The organism is Candidatus Rokuibacteriota bacterium (assembly GCA_016188005.1).
In the GTDB taxonomy this organism is placed as follows: domain Bacteria; phylum Methylomirabilota; class Methylomirabilia; order Rokubacteriales; family CSP1-6; genus UBA12499.
The window spans coordinates 1-15,740 of sequence record JACPIQ010000057.1 but is presented as its reverse complement, the minus strand read 5'-3'; the positions used below and the strand labels follow the sequence as shown (position 1 = coordinate 15,740).

The 15,740-nt window shown below is 70.8% G+C and carries 17 protein-coding genes; 3 read left to right on the top strand and 14 right to left on the bottom strand.

Annotated features, from left to right (window positions below):
• Positions 1–29 precede the first annotated feature (29 nt).
• A complete protein-coding gene (locus HYV93_11180; GenBank protein MBI2526539.1) occupies positions 30–824 on the bottom strand; it encodes an enoyl-CoA hydratase/isomerase family protein in 795 nt (264 codons plus the stop codon).
• Positions 808–2,001 (bottom strand): CoA transferase, encoded by a 1,194-nt coding sequence (locus tag HYV93_11175; GenBank protein MBI2526538.1) that lies wholly within the window; start codon positions 1,999–2,001, stop codon positions 808–810. The genes HYV93_11180 and HYV93_11175 overlap by 17 nt, the downstream gene beginning before the upstream one ends.
• Positions 2,002–2,265: 264 nt before the next feature.
• Between HYV93_11175 and HYV93_11170 the strand changes: the two genes are divergently transcribed.
• Both HYV93_11170 and HYV93_11165 read left to right on the top strand, forming a co-directional pair.
• A complete protein-coding gene (locus tag HYV93_11170) occupies positions 2,266–2,493 on the top strand; it encodes an Arc family DNA-binding protein (GenBank protein ID MBI2526537.1) in 228 nt (75 codons plus the stop codon).
• Positions 2,490–2,921 carry a type II toxin-antitoxin system VapC family toxin gene (locus HYV93_11165; protein ID MBI2526536.1) on the top strand — a complete coding sequence of 144 codons (432 nt, stop codon included), beginning with the start codon at positions 2,490–2,492 and terminating at the stop codon, positions 2,919–2,921. Before HYV93_11170 ends, HYV93_11165 begins: the two co-directional genes overlap by 4 nt.
• A gap of 21 nt (positions 2,922–2,942) precedes the next feature.
• Here the strand turns inward: HYV93_11165 and HYV93_11160 are convergent, their stop codons facing one another.
• The 5 genes from HYV93_11160 to HYV93_11140 form a co-directional block, all read right to left on the bottom strand.
• On the bottom strand, positions 2,943–5,033 hold the full coding sequence (locus tag HYV93_11160; protein ID MBI2526535.1) for an enoyl-CoA hydratase/isomerase family protein: 2,091 nt from the start codon (positions 5,031–5,033) through the stop codon (positions 2,943–2,945).
• 41 nt (positions 5,034–5,074) lie between these two features.
• A complete protein-coding gene (locus HYV93_11155; GenBank protein ID MBI2526534.1) occupies positions 5,075–6,139 on the bottom strand; it encodes a phosphotransferase in 1,065 nt (354 codons plus the stop codon).
• A 154-nt stretch (positions 6,140–6,293) separates the two neighbouring features.
• Positions 6,294–6,563 (bottom strand): type II toxin-antitoxin system RelE/ParE family toxin, encoded by a 270-nt coding sequence (locus HYV93_11150; protein ID MBI2526533.1) that lies wholly within the window; start codon positions 6,561–6,563, stop codon positions 6,294–6,296.
• Between the two features lie 30 nt (positions 6,564–6,593).
• On the bottom strand, positions 6,594–6,857 hold the full coding sequence (locus HYV93_11145) for a type II toxin-antitoxin system Phd/YefM family antitoxin (GenBank protein MBI2526532.1): 264 nt from the start codon (positions 6,855–6,857) through the stop codon (positions 6,594–6,596).
• Between the two features lie 88 nt (positions 6,858–6,945).
• Positions 6,946–7,977 carry a methionine synthase gene (locus HYV93_11140; GenBank protein MBI2526531.1) on the bottom strand — a complete coding sequence of 344 codons (1,032 nt, stop codon included), beginning with the start codon at positions 7,975–7,977 and terminating at the stop codon, positions 6,946–6,948.
• 531 nt (positions 7,978–8,508) lie between these two features.
• Here HYV93_11140 and HYV93_11135 point away from each other — a divergent pair.
• Complete coding sequence (locus tag HYV93_11135; GenBank protein ID MBI2526530.1) at positions 8,509–9,366, top strand: alpha/beta hydrolase; 858 nt, start codon at positions 8,509–8,511, stop codon at positions 9,364–9,366.
• A 26-nt stretch (positions 9,367–9,392) separates the two neighbouring features.
• On the opposite strand, the gene HYV93_11130 is transcribed toward HYV93_11135, so the two are convergent.
• The 7 genes from HYV93_11130 to HYV93_11100 form a co-directional block, all read right to left on the bottom strand.
• Positions 9,393–10,100: an ABC transporter ATP-binding protein gene (locus HYV93_11130; GenBank protein ID MBI2526529.1), complete on the bottom strand. Its 708-nt coding sequence runs from the start codon at positions 10,098–10,100 to the stop codon at positions 9,393–9,395.
• A gap of 8 nt (positions 10,101–10,108) precedes the next feature.
• Entirely contained in the window at positions 10,109–10,876 is a 768-nt protein-coding gene (locus HYV93_11125; GenBank protein MBI2526528.1) for an ABC transporter ATP-binding protein, read from the bottom strand.
• Positions 10,873–11,745: a branched-chain amino acid ABC transporter permease gene (locus tag HYV93_11120; GenBank protein MBI2526527.1), complete on the bottom strand. Its 873-nt coding sequence runs from the start codon at positions 11,743–11,745 to the stop codon at positions 10,873–10,875. Before HYV93_11120 ends, HYV93_11125 begins: the two co-directional genes overlap by 4 nt.
• Before the next feature lie 80 nt (positions 11,746–11,825).
• Positions 11,826–12,686: a branched-chain amino acid ABC transporter permease gene (locus HYV93_11115; GenBank protein MBI2526526.1), complete on the bottom strand. Its 861-nt coding sequence runs from the start codon at positions 12,684–12,686 to the stop codon at positions 11,826–11,828.
• Positions 12,687–12,890: 204 nt separating this feature from the next.
• Positions 12,891–14,174 (bottom strand): ABC transporter substrate-binding protein, encoded by a 1,284-nt coding sequence (locus HYV93_11110; protein ID MBI2526525.1) that lies wholly within the window; start codon positions 14,172–14,174, stop codon positions 12,891–12,893.
• A gap of 25 nt (positions 14,175–14,199) precedes the next feature.
• A complete protein-coding gene (locus HYV93_11105; protein ID MBI2526524.1) occupies positions 14,200–15,234 on the bottom strand; it encodes a methionine synthase in 1,035 nt (344 codons plus the stop codon).
• 46 nt (positions 15,235–15,280) lie between these two features.
• A partial coding sequence (locus tag HYV93_11100) for an enoyl-CoA hydratase/isomerase family protein (GenBank protein MBI2526523.1) occupies positions 15,281–15,740 on the bottom strand: 460 nt, incomplete at its 5' end.

Here is a 15,740-nt window from a genome sequence, read left to right as displayed (position 1 = left end):
TTGACCGTGGGCCAAAGGGTCCCGCTCACCTACTTGCCCTGGAAGCGGGGTTTGCGCTTCTCGTTGAAGGCGCGGACGCCCTCGAGTCTGTCCTCCGTGGTCACGGTGTTGTTGTAGGCCTCGATGGCCAGGGTGAGGCCGGTCCAGAGGTCGGTCTCGCTCCCCCACGCGATGGCCTTCTTGGCCTGGCGCACGGCCACGGGGCCGTTCTCGGCGATGGTGGCGGCGATCTCCAGCGCCTTGGCCCGCGCCTGGCCCTTCGGCACCAGGTGGTTCACCAGGCCGATGGCCTTCGCCTCCTGCGCCGGCACCCGCCGTCCCGTGAAGATCATCTCCCGGGCCAGCGGGGCGCCCAGGATGCGGGGCAGGTACTGGGTGCCGCCGACGCCCGGGAAGATCCCGCGCGTCACCTCCGGCACGGCGAAGACCGCCGTCTCGCCGGCGACGATGAAGTCGGAGGCCGTGGCCAGCTCGCAGCCGCCTCCCAGGGCGAAGCCCTCCACCGCGGCGATCACCGGCACGGGGCAGCGGAGCACGCGGAAGGTGGCCTCCTCGAAGATCTGGTGCTGGGCGCGCCAGGTCTCGTCCGACATGCCCTCGCGCTCCTTCAGGTCTCCCCCCACGGAGAAGGCCCTGTCGCCCGCGCCCGTGAAGACCACCGCCCGCACGGCGCGGTCCCACTGGAAGCCATCGAAGCAGCGCAGGAGGTCCTCGCCCATGGCCGTGTTCATGGCGTTGAGGGCCTCGGGCCGGCAGAGCTCCACCGTGGCCACGAACCCGTCGGCCGAGCGGGTGACGTTGAGCGTCCTATAGTCCGATGACATGGCGGTCCGCGAGCCTCCTGATGGTGTCGGGATCGTAGCCGAGCTCGCCCAGGACCTCGGCGGAGTGCTCCCCGAGGAGCGGGGGAACCCGGGTCACGGGGGGGCGGTCGCCGTCCCACCTGATGGGCAGCGCCACCGCGCGGTAGTCGGGCAGGCGCGGGTGCCGGGCGGGGACGAGCATGCCGCTGGCCTCGGTCTGGGCCTCGGTCGCGACCTGGTCCACGCGGAGGATCGGCGCCGAGGGGACCCCGGCCTTGGCGAGCCGCGCCAGGAGGTCCTCGGCCGGCAGCGCGCGGGTCACGGCCGAGAGGGCCTCGACCAGCGCCGCGCGGTGCTCGACGCGTCGGGGATTGCTCGTGAAGCGGGGGTCTCCCGCCAGGGCCGGGGCGTCGAGCGCCTCGCAGGCCCTGGCGAAGAGCGCGTCGGACCCGGCGGCGATCATCACCCAGGCGTCCCGGGCGGGGAAGGCCTCGTAGGGCGCGATCATGGCGGTGCCGGAGCCCTGGGGAGTCGGCACCTCGCCTGTGGCCAGGTAGAGATTCGTCTGGAACACCGTCCACGCCAGCGCCGTGTCGAAGAGCGCCGTCGTCACCTCGACGCCCCGGCCCGTCCGGTCGCGCTCGCGGAGCGCGGCGAGGATCGCCGTCACCGCCCACATCCCCGTCCCCATGTCCACGAGCGACACGGGCACGCGCGCGGGCGGCTGGCCCGGATGGCCCGTGATGGACATGAGGCCGGAGTAGGCCTGCATGAGCGGATCGTAGCCGGGGCGGTCGCGGTACGGCCCCGCCGGCCCGAAGGCCGCGATGGAGCAGTAGACGAGCCGTGGGTTCAGGGCCTGGGCCTGCGCCCACCCGAGCCCCAGCTCCTCGACAGCGCCGGCGCGGAGCGACTGGACGAAGACGTCCGCGCGGCCGATCAGGCGCTCCAGGACCCCGAGCCCGTCGGGAGCCTTGAGGTCCACCGCCAGACTGCGCTTGCCGCGGTTGACGGCCATGAAGGTGGCGCTCTCGCTGCCCCAGTAGGGGGGCGCCCAGGCGCGGGCGTCGTCGCCACGCCCGATCCGCTCCACCTTCACCACCGCCGCGCCCATGTCGGCCAGGATCTGGGTGCAGTAGGGGCCGGCCACGTTCTGGGTGAGGTCGGCGACGAGGAGACCGGCCAGGGGCGAGTTCATGGGCGCCATATTATAGCCTGGTCCCGGGATGGTCTGGTGGCCGACCCGCGTGCGCCCCGCGACCTCGACTTGGGGGCGGCCCATCGGCCAGGCTGGCGCCCTGATCGGCGCTACCACGAGGAGCCAGGCTGGTGGGTGACATCCGCCGACGGCGCGGGTGAGATCCAGCCGCGGTGGCCCCGCACCGCGGCTGGCATGTAGTATCATTCCGATATCATCCGAGCACCCTCCGGGCGGGCACGTCCGGGAAAGGAGGATTGACTCATGCCCAGTGTCCTGCTGCGCGATCTCGACCCTGCCACCGTGGACCGGCTCAAGGCGCGGGCTCGCCGTCACCACCGCTCGCTGCAGGCCGAGCTGAGGGCCATCCTGGAGCGAGCCAGCAGGGAAGGCGGGGACATCCGGGCGGCTGTCCGGCAGATGCGCGCCCTGTTCGCCGGGCGCCACTTCGGAGACAGCGCCGCATTGATTCGCCGCGACCGCGCCAGATGAGGGAGCTGCGCGCCCTCGTGGTGGACTCGAGCGTGGCGGTCAAGTGGTTCCTGCCCGAAACCGGCAGCGATGCTGCCGCGCCGCTGCTGGAGGGCGAGCGCGCCCTGGTGGCGCCCGACCTGCTCTATCCGGAGGTGGGGAATGTCCTCTGGAAGCGCGTCCGCCGTGGCGAGCTGACGCCCGGAGAGGGAGGGGCTGTCCTGGGCGCGCTCACCCGGATCGGCCTGGAGATCGTCCCCTCGGCCCCACTCATGCCCCTGGCGCTCGACATCGCGTGCCGGGCCGGCCGGACGCTCTACGACAGCCTCTACCTGGCGGTCGCGGTGATGAAGCGCACCGCGCTCGTGACGGCGGACCGCCGTCTCTTCGACGCCGTCCGGAAGGGGCCGCTGGCCCCGCACGTGCTCTGGCTCGGCGATGTCCGCTGAGCAGCGCGCCGTGCCGCGACGCTACAGGTCCCGGAAGCGCTTGCCCTCCCGCGCCAGCCGCTCCAGCAGCGGCGCCGGCTGCCAGAACTCGCCGTGGACCTTCTGGAAGGCGCAGATGTCGTCGTACACGCGGTCGAGACCCACGGTGTCACCGTAGAACATGGGGCCGCCGCGGTAGACGGGGAAGCCGTAGCCGTAGATGTAGATGATGTCGATGTCGCTGGCGCGGAGCGCCTTGCCCTCCTCGAGGATCCTCGCGCCCTCGTTGATCAAGGGGTACATGCAGCGCTTGAGGATCTCGTCGTCCGAGATCTGCCGCCGCTCGATGCCCTGCTCCTTCGAGGTCCTGACGATGAGCGCCTCGATCTCTGGATCGGGGATGGGGGTGCGGCTGCCCTTCTCGTAGCGGTACCAGCCGGCGCCCGTCTTCTGGCCGAAGCGCCCCATCTCGCAGATCCTGTCGCCGATGGGCGAGTAGCGGAGATGCTTCGGGCGGCTCGCCGCCTTGCCCTTGCGGATCCGCCAGCCCACGTCCAGCCCGGCCAGATCGCCCATGGTGAAGGGCCCCATGGGCAGGCCGAAACCGAAGATCACCTTGTCCACCTGCTGGGGCAGGGCGCCTTCCGCCAGGAGGAACTCCGCCTCGCGGATGTAGCTGTGGAGCATCCGGTTGCCCACGAAGCCGTCGCAGTTGCCCACGAGCACGCCCACCTTGCGGATCTTCCGCGCCAGCTCCATGGCCGTGGCGATGGTCTCCTTCGAGGTCCGGGCGCCGCGGACGATCTCCAGCAGGCGCATGACGTTGGCGGGGCTGAAGAAGTGGGTGCCGATGACCTGCCCCGGCCGCGAGGTCGCGGAGGCGATCTCGTCGATGTCGAGCGTGGAAGTGTTGGTGGCGAGGATGGCGTCGGGGCGAGCGGCCTTGTCGAGGACGCCGAAGACCTGCTTCTTGACGGCCATCTCCTCGAAGACGGCCTCCACCACGATGTCGGCCGAGCCGATCTCGTCGTAGGAGAGCGTGCCGCCGATGAGGCTCATCCGCCTGTCCATGTCGGCCTGGGAGAGCCGCCCCTTCTCCACGGTCGCGGCGTAGTTCTTCCGGACGACGGCGAGGCCGCGGTCGAGGGCCTCCTGCGACATCTCCAGCACGCGCACGGGGATGCCGGCATTGGCGAAGTTCATGGCGATGCCGCCGCCCATGGTGCCCGCGCCGATGACGGCCGCGCGCCCGATGGGCTTGACCGGCGTCTCCTTGGGCACGTCGGGGATCTTCGTCACCTCGCGCTCGGAGAAGAAGACGTGGATCTGGGCCTTCGACTGCGTGCCCTGCATGAGCCCCGTGAACAGCTCGCGCTCCCGCTTGAGTCCCTCGGGGAAGGGCAGCGTCGCCGCCGCCTGGACCGCGTCGGCGCAGCGCTGGGGCGCCTCGAAGCCGCGGGCGCTCCTCGCCAGCCCCTTGCGGAACTCGTCGAAGACGCCTGGCGCCACGCCCCCCACCTTGTCCTGCATCTCCGAGATCTTCCGGAGGGGCTTCCCCTCGGCGGCGAGCCGCTCGGCGAAGGCCACGGCGCCGTCGAGGAGCTCGCCCGGGACGATCTCGTCCACGAGGCCGAGCGCCTTGGCCTGGGCTGCGGGAACGGGATCGCCGCTCGTGATCATCCTGAGCGCGGCCTCGACGCCCACGACCCGCGGCAGCCGCTGGGTGCCGCCGGCTCCGGGCAGGAGGCCGAGCTTCACCTCGGGGAAGCCCAGCTGCGCGGTGGGCACGGCGCAGCGATAGTGGCAGCCCAGCGCGACCTCGAAGCCGCCGCCGAGCGCCGTGCCGTGCAGCGCCGCCACCACGGGCTTCGTGCTCTGCTCGATCCGCCGGATCACCTCGTTGAGATCCGGCGGCTGGAGCGGCTTGCCGAACTCCCGGATGTCCGCGCCCGCGATGAAGGTTCGCCCGCTGCCGATGATGACGGCGGCCCGGGCCTCGGGGTCGGCCGCGACCTGGGCGAGCCCATCGGCGATCCCCTGGCGCACGGCGGTGGAGAGCGCGTTGACGGGCGGGTTGTTGACGGTGATGATGCCGACTGCGCCGCGGCGCTGGTACTCGACCGGGGTGGACATGGCGTTCTCCTGGCGTGGGCGAGCTAGGGGGTGAGGTGCGGTCAGGTGGCGCGCGGGGCCAGGATGGCCCAGGCCGCGTCGGCGAGGGGCCGCGCCCGCTCGCCGCGCAGCCGCGCGTTGGGATCGTTGGCGGTGCCGGCCAGCACCCGGCCCATGATGCCCTGGGCGATGGCGGCCAGCCGGAACATGGAGAAGGCGACGTAGAAGTCCCAGTCCTCGATGGCCGGCCGTCCCGTGCGCCGGCAGTAGGCGGCGAGGTAGGTCTCCTCGGAGGGGATGCCGAGCGCGGGGAGGTCCGCCCCCTCGAAGCCCTCCATGACGTCCGCCCTCAGATGGTAGGGCATGCAGTTGTAGGCGAGGTCCGCCAGCGGATGCCCGAGGGTGCAGAGCTCCCAGTCCAGCACCGCCAGGACCCGCGGCTCCGTGGGGTGGAGGATCATGTTCCCGAGGCGGTAGTCACCGTGGACGATGGTCGTGGTGTCGTCCGGGGGGATGTGGCCCGGGAGCCACCCGATGAGCCGGTCCATGGCCTCGATCGTCTCGGTCTCGGAGGCGCGGTACTGGGAGGTCCAGCGGTGGATCTGACGGGCGAAGTAGTTGCCCGGCCTCCCGAAGTCGCCGAGCCCCACCGCCTTGTAGTCCACGCTGTGCAGGCGCGCCAGCACGTCGTTCATGGCGTCGTAGGTGGCCGTGCGCCCGGCCGGGCTCATCCCCGGCAGCCGCGGGTCGGTGATGACGCGCCCGTGCACGCATTCCATGACGTAGAAGGCAGTGCCCACCACCTGCGGGTCCTCGCAGAGCGCATAGGTCCTCGGCACCGGCACGCCCGTGGTTCCCAGCGCCGTGATCACGCGGTATTCCCGGTCCACCGCATGCGCCGAGGGCAGCAGCTTGCCCGGCGGCTTGCGGCGGAGCACGTATTCCCGCGCGGGCGTCTGGAGATAGTAGGTCGGGTTGGACTGGCCGCCCTGGAACTGCCGCACCGTGAGCGGGCCCGAGAAGCCCGCCACGTGCGCCCTCAGGTACACCTCGAGCGCGGCCACGTCGAAGCGGTGGCTCTCCCGCACCTCCACCGTGCCCGCCGCGGGCTGCCTCTGACCTGCCATCCGCGCGCTCCCTCCTGTGGTCCCCCCGAGCGGGACTGTAGCACGACCGTGGTCGCCCGGGGGAGGCCCGGGCCCGGGCGCCCCGCCACCACTCAGGTATTCCGCCTGCGCGGAGCGTTGGCGGAGAGCGGTTCTACACGCGGCCAGGGAGGTGTTACCGTTCGCGGTCGCGGCGCACGAGACGCAGGGTCTCCTCGTAGATGCTGCGGCGGGGCCCGATGGCGACCAGCTCGATCAGGCGCCGCGGGCCCAGCCGGTAGACGATCCGGAACCGACCGAGCCGAAAGCCCCGGAGCCCCGCGAGCTCATCGCGGAGCTCCTTTCCGGCGGCCGGGTCCGCCCGGATCACGTCCAGGGCTGCGCGAAGCTTGCGCTTGAGCTCGGGATGCAGACTCCGGATCAGCGCCTCGAGGGAGCCCGGGATCCGGAGGCGACAGGTGGGCTCCACGGTCCGCTACTCGCGGGGAAGCAGCTCCTCCAGCGTGTAGATCTTCCCCTTCTTCCTGAGCCCTCGCAGCCCGCGGCGGATCTCGGCCATGAGCTCGCGATCCGACCGGATCGCGCGCGTCTCCGTCCATTCCTCGTACTCGTCCGGGCTCAGCAGGACGGCGGCGGGCCGCCCGTTTCGGGTGATGAGGACCTGCTCGTCCAGGCTCGCCACGCGGTCCACCAGGCGGCTGAGCTTCGCCTTGGCCTCGGCCAGGGGGAGCGTCTTCATCTGGTCTCCTCTGATGATGATGTGGTCAGAATCCTGACTAACGGTACTCGTCGGAGCGCCGCGTGTCAATTCGCCCCTCTCCCCGTCGTCACCCCTGTCCGGCGAGCTCCTGGCGCGCGAGGACCGCGCCGGCGGCCAGCGCCCGGATCTTCTGGTTGCACATGTAGCGGGGGGACCAGCCGAAGCCGCAGTCGGGATTCACGTAGAGGCGCTCGGGCCTGCAGACCGCGAGCACCCGGCGGATGCGCCGGGCGACCTCCTCGGGGGTGTCCGGGTAGAAACCCTTGACGTCGATGACCCCCGCCCCCAGCTCGCGGTCCTGTCCGTACTCCTTCCAGAGGTCCAGCTCCGACAGCTCGCGTCCGGCGAACTCCAGCACGAACTGGTCGGCCCGCGCCTCCAGGAGCCCCGGAAAGTACGGGCGGTAGGAGCGGTCGAAGCGCGAGCGGCCGAAGCGGTTGCCGAAGCAGACGTGGAAGGCGAGCTTCGCCTTGACCCCCTCGGTGGCGCGGTTGAAGAGCCGCGCCATCTCCTGCCCCGGGACATTGCCGCGCGCCGGCTCGTCGATCTGGATGAAGTCGGCGCCGGCGGCGACGAGCCCCTTCAATTCCTCGTTGATCACCTCGGCGAAGCGCTCGGCCACGTCCACCACGCCCTTGTACGTCTGGCCCGGATGGATGCGGGAGCCGAAGGTGAGCGGCCCCGCGCAGGTGGCCTTGGTGCGCCTGGCGGTGTGGGCCTTGAGGTAGGCGAACTCCTTGACGATGCCGAGCCCGCCCGGCGGGGTCTCGATGTGCCCCACGGCCTCGTAGCGCGTCTGCTGGTCATAGCCCCAGGGGCCGGCCTTTCGCCTCACGGGAAGCGGCTGTATCCCCTTGATGATGGCGTAGTAGGAGTCGACATAGCCGTCGAGCCGGCGGACCTCGCCGTCGGTGATGATGTCGAGCCCCGCGCGCTCCATGTCACGGATGGCCGTGTCGGCGGCGTCGGCGAACATCTCCTCCATGTCGCCGGGGCCCAGCTGGCCCGCCTCGAAGGCCTTGACGGCGGCGTACCACCAGCCGGCCTTGCCATGCGAGCCACAGACGGTAGACGGGATGAGCGGCAGCCCAGGCGTCATGGTGTCACCTCCATCCGGGATTCCTCCTCGTCATGGACTATAATGCCGGGCATGGTTGGGAGCGACGTCCACGCGAGCATCGCCGCGCTGCCCGATCTCGTCAATGGGGATGCCGCGCTCTTGCGGCGTGGCCGCTCCCTCACGACGACCTTCCTCGTGGAGGTGGACGAGGCGCAGTACCTCGTCCGCGTGGCCGAGGGGCGCATCGCCGCGGTCGAACGCGGGCCGTTCCTCATGCGTTCGTGGTCCTTCGCCGTGCGCGCCGCGGGGGAGGCGTGGCGCCGCTTCTGGGAACCCGTCCCGGCGCCCGGCTATCACGATCTCTTCGCCATGAAGAAGGCCGGCGTGGCACGGGTCGAGGGCGACCTCGTCCCGCTCATGACCCACCTGCGCTTCGTCACGGACGTGCTGGCGGCGCCGCGCCGGGCGCGGGCGGCCGGCGGCGAGGAGCACTCGGGACGCGGCGGCGCCGCCGGGACGGACGCCCCGACGAGATCCGGGATGCCGGAGAGCCCTCCCGCACCGCTGGAGCTGCCGGCGCCGCTCGAGCCCATCGTCGGCCGCTATCTCCGCCTCACCCTCGACGGGCGTCCCCACCGGGTCTACTTCGAGGAGGCGGGGCAGGGCATCCCGCTGGTCTGCCTGCACACCGCCGGCGCCGACGGCCGGCAGTTCCGCCACCTGATGAACGACGAGGCGGTGACCCGGCACTACCGCGTGCTCGCCTTCGACATGCCCTGGCACGGCAAGTCGCTGCCGCCTCCGGACTGGCAGGAGGTCGAGTACCGGCTCACCACGGCGGGGTATGTGAGCCTCATCCTGACCTTCTGCCAGGCGCTCGGGCTCCAGCGCCCGGTCGTCCTCGGTTGCTCCATCGGCGGCAAGATCGTGCTGGAGCTGGCCCGGCTGCACCCGGAGCGCTTCCGGGCGCTCATCGGGCTCGAGTCGGCCGCTTACCAGGCGCCCTGGTACGACGACACGGGGTGGCTGCACCGGCCGGACGTCCACGGGGGCGAGGTGTGCGGAGCGCTCATGTCCGGGCTCATCGCCCCCCAGAGCCCGGCCGAGACGCGCTGGGACACGCTCTGGGGCTACATGCAGGGCGGCCCCGGCATCTTCAGGGGCGACCTCTACTTCTATCGGGTGGACGGAGATTTCCGGGATCGGGTGGGCCAGATCGACACCTCGCGCTGCCCGCTCTACCTCCTCACCGGGGAGTACGACTTCTCCTGCACGCCGGGGGACACGCGCTGGACGGCCGAGCGTATCCCCGGCGCCCGGCTCACGATCATGCGGGAGATCGGCCACTTCCCCATGAGCGAGAACCCCGCCCAGTTCCGCGGCTACATCCTGCCCGTTCTCGACGAGATCAGGCAGACGATGCGCTGACCCACCGCGGCCGGCGGCCCCGCGTCTCACGCGGCCCCTCCGATGACGCGCATCACCGCGCGGTCTCCGTGGACCTCCTCCGGCCGGCCCGCGAAGATGATCTCCCCCCGCTCGATCACGTAGAGCCGCGCCACGAACTCCGGGACGTGGTGGATGTTGGACTCGGCCATGAGGATCGCATGCCCGAGCTGCGTGATCTGGGCGATGCCCTCGCTCACCGCCGGGATGATGGCGGGGGAGAGCCCCTCGAAGGGCTCGTCCAGGAGGAGCATGTCCGGGTCCAGCGCCAGGGCGCGCGCGATGGTGAGCATCTTCCGCTCGCCGCCGCTCATCTCCGGGCCCTTGCGGGCGGCGTAGCCGCGCAGGACCGGGAAGATGCCGTAGGCCAGCTCGAGGCGCTCCGCGGCGGGGCGGCCTCCGGGCCTGGTCCACGTGGAGATCTCGATGTTCTCGGCCACGGTGAGGTCCGCGAAGATGCCGCTGTCCTCGGGCGCGAAGGCGATCCCGCGCTGCGCGATCTCGTGGGTGGGGACACCGTCGATCGGCGCGCCCTTGAAGCGGATGCTGCCGGCCCGCGGGCGGAGATAGCCCATGATGGCCCGCAGCGTCGTGGTCTTGCCGGCGCCGTTGCGGCCCACGAGGCACACCACCTCGCGCGCGCCCACCTCCACGGAAAGGCGCCGGAGGATGTGGCTGGCGTGGATGTAGACGTCGATCGCCTCCACCGCGAGCATCTCGCCGCTCACGGCGCTCGCCCCGGGGCGTGCTTGCGGCCGATCACCATGTCCACCACGCGCGCATCGGACCGGATCTCGGCGGGCGAGGCGTCGGCCAGGACCCGACCCTGGTGCAGGGCGATGATGCGGTCCGAGTAGCCGAAGACGATGTCCATGTCGTGCTCGACCTGGAGGATGGCCCGGATGCCGATGCGGCGGGAGGCCGCCACCAGGATCTCCATGATGGCGGTCTTGTCGGCCGTGCTCACGCCGCTCGTGGGCTCGTCGAGCAGGATGATCTCGGGGCGGAGCGCGAAGGCCGAGGCCACGTCGAGGAGCTTCTTGTCCCCCTGGGGCAGCGTCTTCGCCAGCGCGTGCCGCTTCCCTGCGAGCCCGAACAGCTCGGCCACCTCCAGCGCCCCCTCCTGCACCTCGCGGTCCCGCCGGAGGGAGGCGAAGAGGCGCATGCCGCGGCCGAGACGGGAGATGACGGCGGCCTGCAGCGTCTCGAGCACCGTGAGGTCCGGGAAGACCTGGACCAGCTGGAAGGAGCGCGCCATGCCGAGCCGGGCCAGGGCCACCGGGCCGATGCCGCGGATGTCGCGCTCCTTGAAGCGCACCGTCCCGGCGCTGGGACTGAGCACCCCCGTCAGGACGTTGATCAGGGTGGACTTGCCCGCGCCGTTGGGGCCGATGATCGAGACGAACTCCCCCGCCGCGACGGCGAAGCTCACCCCGTCCAGCGCGCAGAACTGCCCGTAGAACTTCCGCACCCCCTCGGCCTGGAGGATCATCCCCGTGCCACCTCGACGGGCCGGCCGCGGGCGAAGAGCCCCATGAGCCCGCCGGGGGCGAAGATGACGATGGCGGCGAGGATGGCGCCGAAAACGAGCCGCCAGTACGGCACCAGGGACATGACGAAGTCCTGGAGGTAGATGAACACGAAGGCGCCGAGGAGCGGCCCGAAGAAGCTCCCGAAGCCGCCCAGGAGCGTCATGAAGACGATGTTGCCCGAGTGGGTCCAGTAGGCGAGCGTCGGGTCCACGTTGCCCGTGGGCGGGCCCAGCAGCGCCCCGCCCGCGGCGGCATACGCGGCGGAGATGACGAAGGCAAACCAGCGGTAGCGCGTGACGCTCACGCCGAGGGTCTCGGCCTTGACCGGGTTGTCGCGGATGGTCCTCAGGCACAGGCCGAAGGGCGAGTGGACGATGCGCCACATGCCGAGGACGGCCACCACCAGCACGGCCAGCGAGTAGTAGTAGTACGGCCCCGCCAGGTAGTCCGTCTTCGGCATGGCGCCGAGATCTTGCCCCAGCAGGAACGGGCGGAGCACCGGCATGCCCTCGTCGCCGCCCGTGAGCCGGTAGAACTTCAGGAGGAAGGTGTAGAAGACCATGCCGAAGGCGAGCGTGAGCATGCCGAAGTAGATCTTCACGTAGCGGACGCACAAGGCGCCCACCGGCATCGCGACCAGCGCGCCGAGCCCCCCGGCCACCAGCACGATCGCCTCGAGGTGCCGCACGCCGAAGCGCCCCGTGAGGAAGGCCCCCGCGTAAGCGCCGACGCCGATGAAGAGCGCATGTCCGAAGGAGACGAGGCCCGAGTAGCCGAAGAGCAGGTTGAGTCCCAGGAGGACGACACCATAGGCCATGAACGGCAGCATGAGGAGGGTGTGGTAGGTCGGCGCGACCAGCGGGAAGGCGAGCGCTGCGGCCCCCGCCAGCGCCAGGACCACGCGTCCGGTCACGCCGCGGCGCCCCCGAAGAGGCCCCGCGGGCGAAGCACCAGCACGGCGATGACGATGAGGTAGATCACGAGCATCTCGAGCTCCGGGTACACGGAGATCGCCACGGAGCGCAGGATGCCGACGACGAGCGCGCCGACGAAGGCACCGCGCATGCTCCCGAGGCCGCCGATCACGACCACCGCGAAGGCCTCGACGATGAGCTCGATGCCCATCTCGCTCATGGCCGCCGTGGCGGGAATCACCAGCGCCCCGCCCAGCGTGCCGAGCGCGGTGCCCAGCGTGAAGACCCGGGCGTACACACGCCCGATGTCCACGCCCAGCGCCTCGGCCATCTCGCGGTTGTCGGCGGTGGCCCGGATGATGCGGCCGAAGACGGTGCGCGTCAAGAGCCAGCCGATGCCCAGCGCGATGGCGAGACTCGCGCCGATGACGATCAGGTTGTAGACGGGGACCGCGGCCCCGAGGAGCCGCACCTGGCCGTAGGTGAGGTAGAGCGCGGACGTGGAGCGGGGGGCGGTGCCCCAGGTCAGCCGGAGGGCGTCCTCCATCATCAGGACCACCGCGAAGGTCAGGAGGAGCTGGAAGGTCTCGTCGCGGTCGTAGACGAAGCGCAGCAGCCCGCGCTCGACGATGACGCCCACGGCGCCCACGCCGAGCCCCGCCGCGGCCAGCGGGAGCACGAACAGCCAGGGCGGGCCGCCGGCGGCGGTGAAGGCCTGCACGGCGGAGACGCCCACGTAGGCGCCCAGAGCGTAGAAGGAGCCGCAGGCCAGGTTGAAGATCTTCTGGACGCCGAAGACCACCTGGAGCCCGGCCGCGACCAGGAAGAGGATGGCGGCGTGGAAGACGCCGCTCATCACCACATTGACGACGTGCTGGGTCACGATCTGGATCGGGATCGCGCCGGTCAGGCTCGCGGGTTTCGGGGGAAGCCTGCGGGCTGCTCAAAAAGGTCCACATGCGAGGCGGCGCCCGACGGTCGCACGCGAGGCGTACTCCCTGTACGTTGAGCGTGCGGCCGAGGGCGCCAACGAAGCAGATGGGCCTTTTTCAGCAGCCTGCTAGAGCTTCCAGGAGTTGATCCAGTCAAGGAGCTTGGCGCCCGCCGGCTTCATCGCCTGCCTGGTGGACACCACCTCGATGGGGTTGATCGTCACGAAGTCGTAGCCGTTCTTGTGGGTCGTGAGACCCTGGTAGAAGTTGCACATCTGGATGTGGTCCTCGCGCCACGAGCGCTTGCCGGAGAGCGACTCCACCTCGATGCCCTCCAGCGCCTTGACCAGCTGCTCCTTCGCCGGCCACTGCCTGGCCCCGGCGTAGGCCTTCTCCACGGCGACCTTGTAGGACTCCGCGCAGAAGTAGGCGTGGTCGCACTCGTAGGGCGGGTACTCGTTGTACTTGGTCTTGTACTCGCGGACGAACTGCTTGAGGAGCGCGCTGCCGTTGGGGTCGTCGAAGTACATGGAGTTGTAGCCCAGCAGCAGCCCCTCGGGCGTGAACTGCTTCTTGAGCGAGTCGTGGACGCCGCCCGCCGTGGTGAAGACGCCCTTCATGGTCTTGAAGAGGCCGACCGCCGCGGCCTGCTTCAAGAGGATGGTCGCGTCCCCGGACCAGAAGGAGGTCATCAGGAGGTCGGGCTTGGCCTGCTGGATGGCCGCGATGTGCGAGGTGAAGTCGGTGACCCCGAGCTTGGGGAACAGCTCGAGGACGGGCTTGACCTCGACCCCCAGCTTCTTGAGGACGGCCTGGTAGGACTGCCAGCAGTCGTGGCCGTAGGAGTAGTCGTTGTTGATCCCGGCGACGGTCTTGATGCCCTTGAAGTACTTGGCGGTGAGGATGCCCGCGGCGATCGCCTCGACCTCGTTGTCCACGCTCCGGAAGGCCCACTTCGGGTTCGGCATCGTCTCGTCCACGCCCTTCTGGGTGGTGCCGTCCCAGGACAGCCACGGGAAGGCCATCTCCTCGGCGGCCTGCCCCAGGGCCAGCGTCACGCCGGTGGAGATGCCGCCCAGGACGATGTCCACCTTGTCCTGCAGCACGAGCTTCCTGAAGCGCTCGACGGTGTCCTTCGGGTTCGATTCCTCCTCGACCACGAGCTGCACCGGCCGGCCGAGGATCCCTCCGGACTTGTTCACGCGCTCGGCCCACCACTCCGTCCCGCGCAGCCCGGCCGCGCCCACGGGAGCGGCGATGCCGGCCCGGATCGGGAGCACGCCGATCTTCACGGGGGTCGCGGGCACGCCCGGCCGGGCCTGGCCCCGGGCGGCGGCCGGGAGGCCGACCACCGAGACTGCGGCCACCCCGGCTCCGGCCTGCTTGAGGAAGTCGCGCCTGCTGGTTCCCATAGAGCCCTCCTTCGTCGTCTCCTGGTTAGCCACCGAGCCGCCCCCGCGCGAGCTTCGCCCCCGCCGCCAGGCGCTTGAGCTTCTCGAACGCCACCCAGCGCGGCACCGGGAAGAAGCCGCAGTCCGGGACGAGCGAGAGCCGCTCGGCCGGGATGTGCTCCAGGCACAGCGCCACCCGCTCGGCCACGTCCTCGGGAGTCTCCATGTAAAACGACTTCACGTCAACCACGCCGCAGGCCACCTCCCGGTCCACGCCGATCTCCTTCCACATCTCGATCTCGGCCATCTCGCGGTTGGCGTACTCGAAGACGAACTGCTGGCACCGGGCCTCCAGCAGCGCCGGGAACATCCAGCGGTACGACCGCTTCCCGCGGGGCCGCGAGAGCAGGTTGCCGAAGCAGACGTGCAGCCCGAGCTTGGCCTCCACCCCCTCCACGCAGGCGTTGAACATCTTGACGTACTCGGCGGCCTGCCCCGGGACGATGGCCGCGGAGGGCTCGTCCACCTGGATCCACGTGGCCCCGGCCGCTGCCAGCGCCTTGAGCTCGGCGTTCACCGCGGGGACCAGATCCCAGCAGAGCGCGAGCCGGTCGTTGTCGTAGGCATCGCCGGGCCGCGTCTGGATGTGGATCGACAGCGTCACGGGCCCGGGGCAGGTGGCCTTCACCGGCCTGTCGGTCTGGGTCAGGAGATACTTGAACTCCTCCACGGTCCCGAGACCCCTGGGTACGGTGATGCGCCGCGTGGGCCGGTAGCGCGGCACGCTGTCGTAGGCGTAGAGCCCGGTCTTGCGCAGGGGGTCCAGCTGCTCCAGCCCCTCCATCTTCCCGTAGAAGGTCTGGACGAAGAAGAAGCGCCGCATCTCGCCGTCGCAGATGACGTCGATGCCCGCGCGCTCCTGGTCGCGGATGGCGAGCTGCGTGGCATCGTCGAAGGTTTCCCGGGCGTCGGTCTGGCCATACTCGCCCGCCTTGATCTTGTCCAGCGCGGTCCAGAACCAGCCGGGGAAGCCGTGGCTCCCCATGACGTGAGTCGGGAGGATCGGCAGCGTGGCGGCCATTGGGCAGTCCTTTCTCAGAAGAGGTGTTTCCGGGAGGGGCGTGCGATCAGGCGCCTCCCTTCTTGCCGCGGGCGATGAAGGCGGCGATGCGGCTCTTCGCGGCCTCGTCCCGTCTGAGCGCGGCGGCATAGGCCTCGGCCGCGCCACCGGGCCGCCCGGCGCGGAGGTCGGCCACGATGGCCTTGCTGGCGGCGAGCCCCCCGGGGGGATTCCGCGCGATCTCTGCCGCCATCGCGGCCGCGGCCGCCTCCAGCGTGCCGTCGGCGACGACCCGCGTGACCAGGCCCATCCGGTGGGCTTCCGCCGCGTCCACCGTGCGGCCGGTGAGCAGCAGGTCGCGCGCATGCGCGCCGCCCGCGATGTCGAGCAGCCGCCCGATGCCATAGCTCGGGTTGAAGCCGAGCGTCACCTCGGGGAGCCCGAAGCGCGCCGAGGTCTCGGCGATCCTCAGATCCTGGGCGATCGCGAGCATGAGGCCGCCGCCGAGGGCGTAGCCGCGCACGGCG

Bases quoted from the DNA above. Each gene is read 5' to 3' on its own strand.
- HYV93_11105 (MBI2526524.1), bottom strand. From the start codon at position 15,234: ATGGCCGCCACGCTGCCGATCCTCCCGACTCACGTCATGGGGAGCCAC.
- HYV93_11125 (MBI2526528.1), bottom strand. From the start codon at position 10,876: ATGATCCTCCAGGCCGAGGGGGTGCGGAAGTTCTACGGGCAGTTCTGC.
- HYV93_11180 (MBI2526539.1), bottom strand. From the start codon at position 824: ATGTCATCGGACTATAGGACGCTCAACGTCACCCGCTCGGCCGACGGG.
- HYV93_11115 (MBI2526526.1), bottom strand. From the start codon at position 12,686: ATGAGCGGCGTCTTCCACGCCGCCATCCTCTTCCTGGTCGCGGCCGGG.
- HYV93_11110 (MBI2526525.1), bottom strand. From the start codon at position 14,174: ATGGGAACCAGCAGGCGCGACTTCCTCAAGCAGGCCGGAGCCGGGGTG.
- HYV93_11165 (MBI2526536.1), top strand. From the start codon at position 2,490: ATGAGGGAGCTGCGCGCCCTCGTGGTGGACTCGAGCGTGGCGGTCAAG.
- HYV93_11120 (MBI2526527.1), bottom strand. From the start codon at position 11,745: ATGCTGCCGTTCATGGCCTATGGTGTCGTCCTCCTGGGACTCAACCTG.
- HYV93_11140 (MBI2526531.1), bottom strand. From the start codon at position 7,977: ATGACGCCTGGGCTGCCGCTCATCCCGTCTACCGTCTGTGGCTCGCAT.
- HYV93_11170 (MBI2526537.1), top strand. From the start codon at position 2,266: ATGCCCAGTGTCCTGCTGCGCGATCTCGACCCTGCCACCGTGGACCGG.
- HYV93_11130 (MBI2526529.1), bottom strand. From the start codon at position 10,100: ATGCTCGCGGTGGAGGCGATCGACGTCTACATCCACGCCAGCCACATC.
- HYV93_11175 (MBI2526538.1), bottom strand. From the start codon at position 2,001: ATGAACTCGCCCCTGGCCGGTCTCCTCGTCGCCGACCTCACCCAGAAC.
- HYV93_11145 (MBI2526532.1), bottom strand. From the start codon at position 6,857: ATGAAGACGCTCCCCCTGGCCGAGGCCAAGGCGAAGCTCAGCCGCCTG.
- HYV93_11160 (MBI2526535.1), bottom strand. From the start codon at position 5,033: ATGTCCACCCCGGTCGAGTACCAGCGCCGCGGCGCAGTCGGCATCATC.
- HYV93_11155 (MBI2526534.1), bottom strand. From the start codon at position 6,139: ATGGCAGGTCAGAGGCAGCCCGCGGCGGGCACGGTGGAGGTGCGGGAG.